This window comes from Oceanicola sp. 22II-s10i, assembly GCF_002210105.1.
GTDB lineage: Bacteria > Pseudomonadota > Alphaproteobacteria > Rhodobacterales > Rhodobacteraceae > Pseudooceanicola.
Genome location: NZ_AQQU01000005.1, coordinates 220,897 through 233,655, shown reverse-complemented (window position 1 = coordinate 233,655; position 12,759 = coordinate 220,897). Strand labels below are relative to the sequence as shown.

Sequence of the window (12,759 nt, the reverse complement as noted above, 5' to 3'; positions counted from 1 at the left end):
AGGTATGAGCACCGATCCGCAAGAGGGCCGGGGCACAGCGAAAATTCGCATCGACAAATGGCTGTGGCAGGCGCGGTTCTTCAAGAGCCGCAGCCTCGCCGCGGGTGTCGTCTCGGCGGGCCATGTCCGCGTCAACGGGCAACGGGCGGCCAAGACATCCGCCGCCGTGGGGCCCGGCGACGTGCTGACATTCCCGCAGGGCGGGCGCATCCGGGTGATCCGCATCGGCGCGATCGGCGTGCGTCGAGGCCCCGCGACCGAGGCGCAGGCGCTCTACGAGGACCTCGAGCCGGGCCCGCCCGAGCCGAACGATAGTCCACCAATTCAGCGCGATGAGGGAAATGCGCGCCCCACGAAGCGGGATCGCAGGAAACTCGATCTTGATCGCCGCCGGGCGCTTGAATGATCGGGGCCTGCGGGTTAGCTACCCGGTGACTGCAAACTGCTCCGGCCTGCGCGCACCATGACCTATATCGTCAACGACAACTGCATCGCCTGCAAATACACCGACTGCGTCGAAGTCTGTCCGGTGGACTGCTTCTACGAAGGTGAGAACATGCTGGTGATCCATCCCGACGAGTGCATCGACTGCGGCGTCTGCGAGCCGGAATGCCCCGCCGACGCGATCCGTCCGGACACCGAGCCGGACATGGACAAGTGGGTGGAGTTCAACCGCAAGTATTCCGAGCTCTGGCCGGTCATCATCACCCGCAAGGATCCGCTACCCGAGGCGGAAGAGCGGGACGGCGAGGACGGCAAGCTGGAGAAATACTTCAGCGAGAAGCCGGGCGAGGGCGGCTGAGCCGATTCGCCGGTGATTCCGGCGGGTTTTCGCCGGGGAAGCCGATTATATGGGGCCGCTCTGTGGCCTTTTTCGAGCGAAAACGGGACGGTAGGTGGCGAGTCTCTTCCGCAGAGGCCCGATTCGTGGTATGGTCTACTTCGCCAATGACTGAAGCTGCCTGCCCCCAACAAACGCGGACGCTGCTGACCGCGTAGAGAAAATCCGAAGATACGTAACGACCGGCGTCCATGCCAGATGGCTTCGACGTCCAGCCGCTGCGTCGCCATTCGTGGCCGGACCTCAGGGGTGCGCACGAGGAAGGACTGTGTGACCAAGATGAAGAAGAACGAATTCCGTCCGAACGACTATGTTGTCTATCCCGCGCATGGCGTGGGTCAGATCGTTTCCATCGAGAAACAGGAAATCGCCGGCATCCAGCTGGAGCTTTTCGTGATTTCCTTCGAGAAGGACAAGATGACCCTGCGCGTGCCGACGAACAAGGCGACTGAAATCGGGATGCGTTCTCTGTCCAGCCCCGACGTGGTGTCCAAGGCGATGACCACGCTCAAGGGCAAGGCCAAGGTGAAGCGCGCGATGTGGTCGCGCCGGGCTCAGGAATACGAACAGAAGATCAACTCGGGCGACCTGATCGCGATTGCCGAAGTGGTGCGCGACCTGCACCGCAACGACGACCAGCGCGAGCAGTCGTATTCCGAGCGTCAGCTCTACGAAGCCGCGCTCGAGCGTCTGACCCGTGAAGTCGCCGCCGTGTCCGGCGGGGACGAGGTCGCCGCCGCCAAGCAGGTGGACGAAGTGCTGGTCGGCCGCGCCGCCTGAGCGTATCCGTTCCCGAAACCTTTTGACCGCGTCCGGTACCCCGGGCGCGGTTTTTTCATGCGGGGTGAAAGGGCGGGGACAAGTGCCTGAAAACCGGCGGGAAAGCGGGGTCGGCGCCGCGTCGGTATCACGTCGGTGTTCGGCAGGGGCCGGGGGCCGTGCGCGGATGGCGCGGGACAAGGGCAGGCTTGCCCGGCGTGGTGCGGGCGGTGAGGGGGCTTTGTCCGGCTGGGTGCTCTGCTTGACGAGGCGCGGAATCAAGGCGAAGCCGCCGCGCCTAGCGCCTGCCCGTCCCGGGGGCAGGCGCTTTGGGGGCCGCGCGATGACCTTTGGGTGAGGAGGGATGTGGCGGGGATAAAGCGCGCCGTTCGGGTGTTGCGTGCGCCTACCCACGGGCAGGCTTGCCCGGCCGGGGGGAGGCGGAGAGGGGCAAGGCCCCCCGGCTATTTCAACTGGCTGTCCTTCGACCCGCGCCGGTTGATCCCGCCACGCTGGGTGTGCTGGCCGTCACGCTCCTGCTGGCAGTCGATGCAGAGTTTCACCCCCGGCAGGGCGATGCGGCGGGCCTCGGGGATCTCCTCCTCGCATTCCGCGCAATGGGTCAGGCTTTCCCCGACCGGCGCGCGGCGCGCCTGCTGCATGCGTTTCAGCTCATCCGCGATGGATGCGTCGATCTGATCCTGAACCGCGCCGTCGCGCGACCAACCGCCCGCCATGAAAGCCTCCGTTCCGATGGGATCAGAATGTAGGTTGCGCGGGCGCGCAGGTCAAAGCCGGGATCAGAGAATGTCCAGCACAGCCTCGGGCGGCCGGCCGAGCGCGGCGCGGCCATTGGCAAAGACCACGGGGCGTTCGATCAGCCGGGGATGCGCCGCCATCGCGGCGAGGATCGCGTCCTCCGACGCCTCCTTCAGACCGAGCTCCTTGAACTCCGCCTCGCCCTTGCGGATCAGGCCGGAGGGCGCGAGGCCCAGCAGGTCGAGCGCCTGCGCCAGTTCCGCCGCCGAGGGCGCGTCGTCGAGATAGAGGCGCACGGTCGGTTCGATCCCGCGATCCTGCAGCAGGGCGAGGGTCTGGCGCGATTTGGAGCAGCGCGGGTTGTGCCAGATGGTGACGCTCACAGCCATTCCTCCCGCTGGCAGCCGACGGCCTGCGTGACGCTTTCGAACCCGTCCCGCGCCAGCAGCCGGTCGAGGCCGCGCGCGATGTCGGCCCCCAGTGACAGGCCCTTGTAGATCAGTGCGGTGTAGAGCTGGACCGCAGACGCGCCCGCGCAGATCTTGGCATAGGCGTCTTCGGCGCTGGCGATGCCGCCCACGCCGATCAGCGGCACCGTGCCGCCGGTCAGCTGCGACAGCCGGGCCAGCACGCGCGTGGATTTCTCGAACAGAGGCGCGCCGGACAGGCCGCCCGCGATCTCGGCGGCACCGGGGGTGCGCAGGCCGTCGCGGGACAGGGTCGTGTTGGTGGCGACGATGGCGTCGACGCCGGTGAGCGCGGCCACCTCGGCCACGTCGGCGAGGTCGGCGTCCGACAGGTCCGGCGCGATCTTGAGGAAGATCGGGATCTCGCGGATCAGCCCCGACCGGGCATGCATCACGCCCTTGAGCAGCGAGGTCAGCGCGGCCTTGCCCTGCAGGTCGCGCAGCTTCTCGGTGTTGGGCGAGGAGACGTTGACCGTCGCGAAGTCGAGGTAGTGACCACAGCGTTCCAGCACCTTGGCAAAGTCCTGCGCCCGGTCCTCGCTGTCCTTGTTCGCCCCGAGGTTCAGGCCGATCACCGCGTCGCGGGGACGGCGGGCGAGGCGTTCACGGACTGCCTCCATCCCGTCGTTGTTGAAGCCGAAGCGGTTGATCGCGGCGCGGTCGGCGGACAGGCGGAACAGGCGCGGTTTGGGGTTGCCGGGCTGCGGGCGGGGCGTGACGGCGCCCAGTTCGATGAAGCCGAAGCCCGCGCGGGAGAGGGGGGCCAGCGCCTCGGCGTTCTTGTCGAAGCCCGCGGCGAGGCCCACGGGGTTGGTCAGGTTCAGCCCGGCCACCGTGCAGCGCAGACGGGGCGATGAGACGAGCCCGGCCAGCGGCACGGCGCCGATGTTCAGCGCCTTGATGGCGAGGCGGTGGCCCTGTTCCGGGTCGATCCTGTGCAGCGCGGCGAGGCCTGCGCGTTCGATCAGCTTCATGCCATGTCGTCCGGGAAGATGTGACCAGAGGGCCCGAGGGGCAGGGGCCGCGACCAGAGTACGTCGGTCAGCCGCAGGTCGCGGTAGAGATGCGGGAAGAGCTGTCCGCCGCGCGACGGTTCCCACTTCAGGTCGGGCGCGAGGCTGTCGGGATCGAGGGCGAGCAGGACGAGGCCCTCTTCGCCCGCAAAATGCTTGGCGGCCGTTTCGGCAGCCTGTGCGGCGGTGGAGAAGTGGACATAGCCGTCGGCCACGTCGACCGGCGCGCCGGGGGTGGAGCCTGCGGATTCGAGCGCGGCCCATTCGGGGGCCCGGAATATCTTGTAGATCAGCATGGCCTCTCATGCCGTCGGCGCTGACACTTGGTCAAGCGGTGAGATCGTGGTTTGTGTTTTGACTTGCGCGGCGCTTGCGGGCAGCATCCGCGCGGACATTCCCTCGGAAAGGTTGCACCCATGTCGCTTCGCCTGTTTGCCGGTTCCGCAGCCCTTGCCCTGATCGCCGGGGCGGCTCATGCCGACTACACCCTCAAGATCCTGCATACCAACGACTTTCATTCCCGGTTCGAGCCGATCAGCAAGTACGACAGTGGCTGTTCCGAGGCGGACAACGGCGAGGGCAAGTGCTTTGGCGGCACGGCGCGCCTGGTAACGGCGATCGAGGCGGCGCGCCAAGGGAACACGATCCTTGTCGACGGCGGTGATCAGTTTCAGGGCACCCTGTTCTACACCTACTACAAGGGCAAGCTGGCCGCCGAGATGATGAACAAGCTCGGCTATGACGCGATGACCGTCGGCAACCACGAATTCGACGACGGCCCCGAGGTGCTGCGCGGCTTCATGGATGCGGTGAACTTCCCCGTCCTGATGTCCAACGCCGACGTCAGCCGCGAGCCGCTGCTGGCCGATGTGCTGATGAAGTCGACGATCATCGAGAAGGGCGGCGAGAAGATCGGCCTGATCGGCCTGACCCCGCATGACACCGACGAACTGGCCAGCCCCGGCCCGAACATCACCTTCACCGACCCGTCCGATGCGGTGCAGGGCGAGGTGGACAAGCTGATCGAGCAGGGGGTCAACAAGATCATCGTGCTCAGCCATTCGGGCTATGGTGTCGACAAGGAGGTCGCGGCGCGGACCACCGGGGTCGACGTGATCGTGGGCGGCCATACCAACACCCTGCTCGGCGGGATGGACGGGGCCGAGGGGCCCTATCCGACGATCATCGGCGAGACGGCGATCGTGTCGGCCTATGCCTACGGCAAGTTCCTGGGCGAGCTGAACGTGACCTTCGACGACGAGGGCCGGATCGTCGAGGCGGTCGGCGCGCCGATCGTGATGGACGGGGCCGTGGTCGAGGACGAGGCCACCAAGGCGCGGATCAAGGAAGCCGCCGCGCCGCTGGAGGAGATCCGCAACAAGGTTGTCGCCGAAACGGCCGAAGCCATCGACGGCGACAAGGGCAGCTGCCGCGCGGGCGAATGCACGATGGGCAACCTCGTGGCCGACGCGATGCTGGACCGGGTCAAGGATCAGGGCATCCAGATCGCATTCGCCAACGGCGGGGGCCTGCGCGCCTCGATCGACCAGGGCGAGGTGACGATGGGCGAGGTTCTGACGGTGCTGCCGTTCCAGAACACCCTGTCCACCTTCCAGGCGACGGGCCAGGTTGTGCTGGACGCGCTGGAGAACGGGCTGAGCCAGCTTGAGGAAGGCGCAGGGCGCTTCCCTCAGGTCGCGGGTCTGAAGTTCACCTATGACCCCGCCGCCGCGCCGGGCAGCCGCGTGGTGTCGGCCGAGGTTCAGACAGGCGACGCGTGGGAGCCGGTCGATCCCGCCAAGGTCTACGGCATCGTCACCAACAACTACGTCCGCAACGGCGGCGACGGCTACAAGATGTTCCGCGACGGGATGAACGCCTATGACTACGGCCCGGACCTGGCTGACGTGACGGCGGAGTACCTCGCCAAGAACTCGCCCTACACGCCCTATACGGACGGCCGCATCGCCACCAAGTGAGCGTTTGCGTAACCGCCTTTCCATGACACACTCGGGCCGCGGTAGTGATGCCGCGGCCCTGTGTTTTCCGAGGTGTCCATGACCGAACCGACCCGCGTTGCCGACCTGCCGCTGCTGGAACCCCGGACCGACAAGGCGATGGACGACCACGCCTATCTGGCCCTTGCGCTGAAACAGGGGCGGCTGGCGCGGGACCGCATGGGGCTGGTCTATTCACTGGGCTATGACCTGTTCCACCGCCTGCTGGACGAGGACATCACCCGCCAGATCGAAACCGAGGGCCTGCGCCTGCGCGGGATCACCAGCGGGCCGGGGTGGGAGTTCCTGTCGAACTCGCTGCTGACCTCGAACGGCGAGGCGCATCAGCGGCGGCGGACGCCCCTGGCGCGAACCTTTGCCTTTCCGATGATGCGGGCGCTGCGCCCCGAGGTCGCGGCGGCGGCGGAGGCCCTGATCGCGCCGCTGGCCATGCGGGACGAGGTCGACGTGCTGGCCGAGATCGCGGGCCCGTTCCCGGCGGGCGTGATCGCGCGGGTGCTGGGCGTGCCGGAAACGGACGTGCCGCGTTTCACGACGATGGTCTATTCCGCGATCCGTATCCTCGGCGCCCGGTCCGAGGACGTGCTGGCCGAGGCCGACGCCAGCATGGGCGAGCTGATCGCCTATGTCTCCGGTCTGATGGCCGCACGGCGCAGAAACCCGCTGGACGATTTCCTGACGCGTTTCCTTGCCACGGTCGATGACGGGCGGCTGTCCGAGGAGGAGATCCGCGTCACCATCGTCACGCTGATCCTCGGCGGATCGGACACCACGCGGGCCGCGATGGCCGCCACGCTGGCGCTGCTGCTGGATCATCCCGAGCAGTGGGAGCTGCTGAAGTCGGACCCCGAGACGTGGAAGGGCCCGGCGGTGGAGGAGGGGTTGCGCTACGAGCCCTCGGTCGGGTCCTTCGCGCGCGTGGCGGTGAAGCCCTTCGAGCTGGAAGGGACGCTGATCCCCGAGGGGACGGTGCTGATGCCGCTGCTGCTGCCCGCGATGCGCGATCCGAATGTCTATGCGGAGCCCGCGCGCTTCGACATCACCCGCACCGACCATCCGCGCCATTCGCCCGCCTTCGGCGGCGGCGCGCACCGCTGTCTGGGCGAGGCGCTGGCGCGGGTCGAGCTGGAGGAGGCGCTGGCGGCCTTCGCCCGGCACTGGCCGGATGCGAAAGTAGTGGGCGACCGCCCGAGGGTGCGCGGCCTGTCGGGCACGCGCGGGATCGACCGGCTGGTCGTTGCGCCACGGGGATAGAGGGTAAAGGAGCGATTCCCAGTGCACGATCAGGTAAGAGCAATCGTTCTGAACCGAGCGCGGGGATTCCTCAGCCTAGCCAATAAATCTGACCAATCGTTTGAAGAGATTGAGCCTGCGATTGTGCTTTATACCTTTGCTTGTGAACTTTCGCTGAAGGGATTGGGAGCAAGCTCCGGCCACGACTTGTTCGCGCTGTATCGAAATTTGAGTGAAGACCGAAAAGCTTGGTTGCAGGAGAAATATGCAGAGCGGACGGGCCTTCAGCTTTCGGAACAATTGACCCGACACGGGAAGTTGTTCGTCAATGTGAGGTATTATCACGAAGGCGGAGGGTTCGCTGTTAATTTGAAGCAACTCAAAGGTTTGACCGAGTTTCTGTGCGAGATGGGTCAGTTGGCGATACGCGAGCGAACAGACCAAGATTACACTGCCATGGAGCAAACAAAGGGTCCCTGATGAACGGAAGATGCACCTGCGGCGCGGTCCGCTACCGGATGGCGGACAGGCCGCTGCATGTCCACTGCTGCCACTGCACGTGGTGCCAGCGCGAGAGCGGCAGCGCCTTCGCGGTCAACGCGCTGATCGAGATGTCCTGTCTGGAGGTCGAGGGCAGGACCGAGGCCGTCGTCACCCCGACCAGCAGCAGGCGGGGGCAGATCGTCCACCGCTGCCCGACCTGCCAGGTCGCCTTGTGGAGCCATTACGGCATGGGACCGGCGATCGCCTTTGTCCGGGTCGGGACGCTGGAGACGCCCGCCGCATGTCCGCCGGACGTGCATATTTACACCGAAAGCAAACTGCCCTGGGTCACACTGCCCGAAGGCGTGCCTGCGTTGGAGGGGTTCTACAAGCTCAAGGACCAGTGGGCGGACTGGGCCTATGCCCGGTTCAAGGCCGCGCGCGAGGCGGCGGGCTGAATGACGGCGTCCGGATCGCTCCGGGCGCCGCCGCGTTCACTGCTGGACCGATTCCAGGTAGTAGACCAGCGACAGGATGCGGCCGCGGACCTCGATTTCCGCGCCGTAATCGCCCTTGGAGTCGCCGATCTCGGCCTTGAAGCGGTCGCCCCAGATCGGCATCGGCGAGCCGTGGCCGCGTACGCCCGAGCGCCCGTCGACGATGTGGACCACGGACAGCAGCGGGAAGACCCCGTCGTTGGCCTTGGCGATGCCGGTCAGGTCGGGGACCTGCACGGTCATCAGTTCCGCAAACTGGCCGCTGCCCTTGGCGTCGGTGCCGTGACAGATGGCGCAGCTGTGCATGAACTCCCTTTCCCCGATGGGCTCGGCGGCCAGGGCGGGGGTCGCCATGGCCAGTGTCAGCGCGACAGCCGCCGGCGCTGACCGGATACCGGTGATACTCATTACGTCTCCTCCTCTTACAGCCACGTGCGTGACGTGGAGGAAACATTCTCGATCCGGCATGCGAGCTCAGCCATGATCGAAATCAAGGCGCGATTCCCGGCGGCGGGGTCCTATTCGGCGGCCAGACCGTCCGTGAACTGGAGCCGCGCGAGGCGGGCGTAGAGGCCTTCCTGAGACACCAGCTGGTCGTGGGTGCCCTGCGCGACGATGCGGCCCTGGTCCATGACCACGATCCGGTCGGCTTTCTTCACGGTGGCGAGACGGTGCGCGACGATGATGGTCGTGCGGCCCTCGGCCAGCGTGTCGACGGCATCCTGCACCAGCCGTTCGGATTCGGCGTCGAGCGCCGAAGTCGCCTCGTCCAGCAGCAGCACCGGCGCGTCGCGCAGGATGGCGCGGGCGATGGCGATGCGCTGTTTCTGGCCACCCGACAGCATCACCCCGCGTTCGCCGAGCGGGCTGTCGTAGCCCTGCGGCAGACGGGTGATGAAGTCATGCGCCTCGGCGGCACGGGCGGCGGCCTCGACCTCGGCATCCGTGGCGTCGGGCCAGCCGAAGCGGATGTTGTCGCGGGCCGATGCGGCGAAGATCACCGGGTCCTGCGGCACCAGCGCCACCAGCTTGCGGAAGGCGCGGCGGTCGAGTGTGCTCAGCGCCGCACCGTCCAGCCGGACCTCGCCGCTGTCGGGATCGTAGAAGCGTTCGATCAGCTGGATCACGGTGGACTTGCCCGCGCCCGAGGGGCCGACCAGTGCGACCGTCTCGCCCGCGCGGATGGTCAGGTCGAAGTTCTCCAGCGCGGCGGCGTTCGGGCGGGCAGGGTAGCGGAAGGTGACGTCGTCGAAAACGATCTCGCCCCGGACAGGGGCGGGCAGGGCGACGGGCGCGGCGGGGTCGTTCACCTTGTCCTCGGCGGACATCAGTTCGACCAGGCGCTCGGTGGCCCCGGCGGCGCGTTGCAGTTCGCCCCAGATCTCGGACAGCGCGCCAACGGCCCCGGCGACCATGATCGCGTAGATGACGAACTGGACCAGCGCGCCGGTGCTCATCACCCCTTCGCGCACGTCGCGGGCGCCGATCCAGAGCACGCCGACGACCCCGGCGAAGATCAGGAAGATCACGATGGCGGTCATCAGCGACCGGGTCACGATCCGGCGCCACGCGGCGTTATAGCTCTGTTCCGTCACACGGTCGAACTCGGCGCGGCTGAGGTCCTCGTGGGTGTAGGCCTGCACGGTCTGCACCGACAGCAGCGCCTCGGACGCGCTGCCGGACGAGGCGGCGATCCAGTCCTGGTTCTCGCGCGACAGAGTGCGCAGGCGGCGGCCCAGCGTCATGATCGGCACGATCACCAGCGGCACGATCAGCAGGACGAGCGAGGTCAGCTTGGCCGAGGTGAAGAGCATCAGAACCATGCCGCCGAGAAAGATCATCATGTTCCGCAGCGCGATCGAGACGGAGGAGCCGATGACCGACTGCACCAGCGTGGTGTCGGTGGTGATCCGCGACAGCACCTCGCCGGTCATGACGTTGTCGTAGAACGACGGGCTCATCCCGATCATCCGGGCGAAGACCGCCTTGCGGATGTCGGCCACCACCCGTTCACCCAGCCGTGTGACCAGCGCGTAGCGCAGGCCGGTGCCGAGGGCGAGAAGGAAGGCAAAGACCAGCGCCGCGCCGAAATACTTGTCCAGCAGCTGCGTCGCACCGCCGCCGAAGTTGTCGACCACCCGGCGCACCGCCAGCGGCAGGATCAGCGAGATGCCGGCGGTCATCGTCAGGGCGACGAAGGCAAGGGAGAGCTGGCCGCGGTAGGGCTTGATGAAGGGCCAGAGCCGGGTCAGCACGCCCACCTGACGCGAGCTGGCGCGCTCGTTTCCGGCGCCGTTCGGTGCTTGGGTCGGTGGCCTGGCCATAAGGATTTCCTAACGTTTGCCCGCTAATTGGCCACAAGGCAGGCATTGGTCAAGGCGTCAACCGGACGCGGTCGTTTTACTATTGTGCTGCGTATGCAAAGTGGATTACGGCTGCCATTGTGCAGTTGCAGAATATCGGAGCCGCCATGCGTGACAAGTTTCTGGTCAAGACCCTGATCGTGTTCGCATTCTTTGCCGGTGCGTTCACCGCGCCCGTTCACAGTGCGCCCGAGTCCGACGACCGGGCCGACGTCTGGCTCGGCTTCCGCTAGGATCGTCGCGATCAGGAAAGAACGGCCCGCCGGACGCGGCCGTTCCTGGTTCAATCTTCACGTCAGTGATCCGCGACCTCAGTCGCCATGCCCCGGCGCCTTGCCCGACGGCGCGCGATAGGGCTTGGTCACGTCGCGCAGCCGCACTTCCAGGGCCTCGACCTTCAGCCGTATCGCGCCGTCCCCGGCCAGCGTCAGCGTCACCACGCCTCCGGGCGGTTCCGCGTCGGGGGTGTAGGTGATCGACAGCAGCGACAGGATCGTGTCGCCGTCGTTGCGGTCGATGCCCTGACTGGCGACACTGGTTACGTTCTCGGCCAGCAGCACCGCCTGCACACGCTCTGCGCCGTGCCGGTCGCGGCCCTGATCCTCCCACCGGAAGCGGTTCAGCAGCAGGGCAAAGCGATGCTCCCTGGGCCGCCAGAGCATTTCGGTCGCGGGAAAGACGGCATCCTGCGCGAGGGCCGAGAGGATCGTCAGATCGGTCTCGTCCATCGCGCCGAGGTTCAACGGATGTTCGGCCCCGTCCTCGAATCTGGCGTCGGCGGCCATCAGTCGGACACCCGTTCGATATGCGCGCCGACGGCCGAGAGCTTCTGCTCGACCTTCTCGTAGCCGCGGTCCAGATGGTAGACCCGGTTGACCACCGTCTCGCCCTCGGCGGCCAGCCCGGCGAGGATCAGCGACACCGAGGCGCGCAGGTCGGTCGCCATCACCGGCGCTCCCCGCAGACGCTCGACGCCCGTCACCTTGGCCGTCCCGCCATGCACCTCGATCCGCGCGCCCATGCGTTGCAGTTCGGGGGCGTGCATGAAGCGGTTCTCGAAGATTTTCTCCTCCAGCACCGACGTCCCCTCGGCGGTGCAGAGCAGCGCCATCATCTGTGCCTGCAGGTCGGTCGGGAAACCGGGGAAGGGCTCGGTCGTCACGTCCACGGCGTGCACACGGCCGTTCTTGCGGGCGACCTTGAGACCGGAGTCGGTTTCGCTGACGGAAATCGCCGCCGCGTCCAGCTTTTCACAGAACGCGCCGACGAGGTCCATGCGCCCGCCCAGCAGTTCGACCTCGCCGCCGCAGATCGCGGGGGCGAGCATGTAGGTGCCCAGTTCGATCCGGTCGACGACGACGGGATGCGTCGCGCCGCCCAGCCGGTCGACGCCCTGCACGGTGATGGTCGAGGTGCCTTCGCCCTCGATCTGCGCGCCCATGCGGCGCAGGCAGATGGCAAGGTCCACGATCTCGGGCTCGCGCGCGGCGTTCTTGATGACGGTGGTGCCCTTGGCCAGCGTCGCGGCCATCAGCGCGTTCTCGGTCGCGCCGACCGAGACGAGCGGAAATTCCACCACGCCGCCCTTGAGCCCGCCGGGCGCTTTGGCATGGACATAGCCGTCGCGCAGGTCCATCTCGGCGCCAAGAGCCTCCATCGCCCTGAGGTGCAGGTCGACGGGCCGGGCGCCGATGGCGCAGCCGCCGGGCAGCGAGACGACGGCATGTCCCTCGCGCGCCAGCATCGGGCCCAGCACGAGGATCGAGGCGCGCATCTTGCGGACGATGTCGTAATCGGCGGTGAGGTTCGACACCGAGTGGCTGGACATCGCCAGCACCTTGCCGCGCTGCATCGACGTGACCTCGGCCCCCAGCGACTGCAGCAGCTGCGTCATCGTCGCGATGTCCGACAGGCGCGGCGCGTTGGTCAGCGTCAGCGGTTCCTCGGACAACAGGGTGGCCGGCATCAGGGTCAGGCAGGCGTTCTTGGCCCCGGCGATCGGGATCTGCCCGTTCAGGGGGCCATTGCCCCGCACGACTATCCTATCCATCGCTGTCCTCTTCGCTGCTCTCTGACTTGGCCTCGTCGGCGCGGTCACGTGCCCTGGCCTGCGCCTTGCGGCGCGCCAGATTGGCCTTGAGCGCCTGTTTGAGGCGGTCCTCTCTGCTCTGGCCCGTGCCTGCCTTTTTGCTCATGGCAGAGATTTAAGTCTATCGGCGCCCCGCGTCCAGCGGTGCCGCGGGTGCGGGGGCATCATTGGCCTTCGGATTACCCGAAAAAAGCCGCAGCAAAGTTCTTGCACTCGCCCGCGCATTCGGTAAAAGGC

The 12,759-nt window shown here is 67.0% G+C and carries 17 protein-coding genes; 8 read left to right on the top strand and 9 right to left on the bottom strand.

Annotated elements, in window-relative coordinates; all coding sequences use genetic code 11:
• The first annotated feature begins 4 nt into the window (after positions 1-4).
• The 3 genes from ATO6_RS14590 to ATO6_RS14580 all read left to right on the top strand — a co-directional run bounded on the left by ATO6_RS14590 (position 5) and on the right by ATO6_RS14580 (position 1,621).
• Positions 5-406, top strand: a complete 402-nt coding sequence (locus ATO6_RS14590; RefSeq protein ID WP_088624747.1) for an RNA-binding S4 domain-containing protein — start codon at positions 5-7, stop codon at positions 404-406.
• A gap of 57 nt (positions 407-463) precedes the next feature.
• A complete protein-coding gene (gene fdxA, locus ATO6_RS14585) occupies positions 464-802 on the top strand; it encodes a ferredoxin FdxA (protein WP_088624746.1) in 339 nt (112 codons plus the stop codon).
• A 309-nt stretch (positions 803-1,111) separates the two neighbouring features.
• Positions 1,112-1,621, top strand: a complete 510-nt coding sequence (locus ATO6_RS14580) for a CarD family transcriptional regulator (protein ID WP_088624745.1) — start codon at positions 1,112-1,114, stop codon at positions 1,619-1,621.
• 443 nt (positions 1,622-2,064) lie between these two features.
• Here ATO6_RS14580 and ATO6_RS14575 read toward each other — a convergent pair whose 3' ends face one another.
• From ATO6_RS14575 to ATO6_RS14560, 4 genes are all read right to left on the bottom strand, one after another.
• Positions 2,065-2,337: a DksA/TraR family C4-type zinc finger protein gene (locus ATO6_RS14575; RefSeq protein WP_088624744.1), complete on the bottom strand. Its 273-nt coding sequence runs from the start codon at positions 2,335-2,337 to the stop codon at positions 2,065-2,067.
• Positions 2,338-2,400: 63 nt separating this feature from the next.
• Positions 2,401-2,748 (bottom strand): arsenate reductase (glutaredoxin), encoded by a 348-nt coding sequence (gene arsC, locus ATO6_RS14570; RefSeq protein ID WP_176440947.1) that lies wholly within the window; start codon positions 2,746-2,748, stop codon positions 2,401-2,403.
• Positions 2,739-3,800 (bottom strand): quinone-dependent dihydroorotate dehydrogenase, encoded by a 1,062-nt coding sequence (locus tag ATO6_RS14565; protein WP_088624742.1) that lies wholly within the window; start codon positions 3,798-3,800, stop codon positions 2,739-2,741. The genes arsC and ATO6_RS14565 overlap by 10 nt, the downstream gene beginning before the upstream one ends.
• Positions 3,797-4,135, bottom strand: a complete 339-nt coding sequence (locus ATO6_RS14560) for a DUF952 domain-containing protein (RefSeq protein ID WP_088624741.1) — start codon at positions 4,133-4,135, stop codon at positions 3,797-3,799. The genes ATO6_RS14565 and ATO6_RS14560 overlap by 4 nt, the downstream gene beginning before the upstream one ends.
• Positions 4,136-4,255: 120 nt before the next feature.
• Between ATO6_RS14560 and ATO6_RS14555 the strand changes: the two genes are divergently transcribed.
• The 4 genes from ATO6_RS14555 (at position 4,256) to ATO6_RS14540 (ending at position 8,031) form a co-directional block, all read left to right on the top strand.
• On the top strand, positions 4,256-5,818 hold the full coding sequence (locus ATO6_RS14555; RefSeq protein ID WP_088624740.1) for a bifunctional UDP-sugar hydrolase/5'-nucleotidase: 1,563 nt from the start codon (positions 4,256-4,258) through the stop codon (positions 5,816-5,818).
• Positions 5,819-5,896: 78 nt separating this feature from the next.
• Entirely contained in the window at positions 5,897-7,111 is a 1,215-nt protein-coding gene (locus ATO6_RS14550) for a cytochrome P450 (RefSeq protein ID WP_141102007.1), read from the top strand.
• A gap of 21 nt (positions 7,112-7,132) precedes the next feature.
• Positions 7,133-7,570 carry a hypothetical protein gene (locus tag ATO6_RS14545; RefSeq protein WP_088624738.1) on the top strand — a complete coding sequence of 146 codons (438 nt, stop codon included), beginning with the start codon at positions 7,133-7,135 and terminating at the stop codon, positions 7,568-7,570.
• The gene (locus tag ATO6_RS14540; RefSeq protein WP_088624737.1) at positions 7,570-8,031 is read left to right on the top strand and encodes a GFA family protein; all 462 of its coding nucleotides are present in this window, start codon (positions 7,570-7,572) and stop codon (positions 8,029-8,031) included. Before ATO6_RS14545 ends, ATO6_RS14540 begins: the two co-directional genes overlap by 1 nt.
• A 36-nt stretch (positions 8,032-8,067) precedes the next feature.
• Here ATO6_RS14540 and ATO6_RS14535 read toward each other — a convergent pair whose 3' ends face one another.
• Entirely contained in the window at positions 8,068-8,478 is a 411-nt protein-coding gene (locus ATO6_RS14535) for a cytochrome c (protein ID WP_088624736.1), read from the bottom strand.
• Between the two features lie 110 nt (positions 8,479-8,588).
• The gene (locus tag ATO6_RS14530; protein ID WP_088624735.1) at positions 8,589-10,394 is read right to left on the bottom strand and encodes an ABC transporter transmembrane domain-containing protein; all 1,806 of its coding nucleotides are present in this window, start codon (positions 10,392-10,394) and stop codon (positions 8,589-8,591) included.
• 146 nt (positions 10,395-10,540) lie between these two features.
• Here ATO6_RS14530 and ATO6_RS25470 point away from each other — a divergent pair, with 146 nt between their 5' ends.
• Positions 10,541-10,666, top strand: coding sequence for a hypothetical protein (locus ATO6_RS25470; RefSeq protein WP_254919157.1), 126 nt, complete (start codon positions 10,541-10,543; stop codon positions 10,664-10,666).
• A gap of 78 nt (positions 10,667-10,744) precedes the next feature.
• On the opposite strand, the gene ATO6_RS14525 is transcribed toward ATO6_RS25470, so the two are convergent.
• From ATO6_RS14525 to ATO6_RS25100, 3 genes are read right to left on the bottom strand one after another with little or no spacing between them, the layout of a single operon-like run.
• Positions 10,745-11,218 carry a DUF2948 family protein gene (locus ATO6_RS14525; protein WP_088624734.1) on the bottom strand — a complete coding sequence of 158 codons (474 nt, stop codon included), beginning with the start codon at positions 11,216-11,218 and terminating at the stop codon, positions 10,745-10,747.
• A complete protein-coding gene (gene murA, locus ATO6_RS14520) occupies positions 11,218-12,483 on the bottom strand; it encodes a UDP-N-acetylglucosamine 1-carboxyvinyltransferase (RefSeq protein WP_088624733.1) in 1,266 nt (421 codons plus the stop codon). Before murA ends, ATO6_RS14525 begins: the two co-directional genes overlap by 1 nt.
• Complete coding sequence (locus tag ATO6_RS25100) at positions 12,476-12,628, bottom strand: hypothetical protein (RefSeq protein WP_176440946.1); 153 nt, start codon at positions 12,626-12,628, stop codon at positions 12,476-12,478. The genes murA and ATO6_RS25100 overlap by 8 nt, the downstream gene beginning before the upstream one ends.
• Between the last annotated feature and the right edge of the window lie 131 nt (positions 12,629-12,759).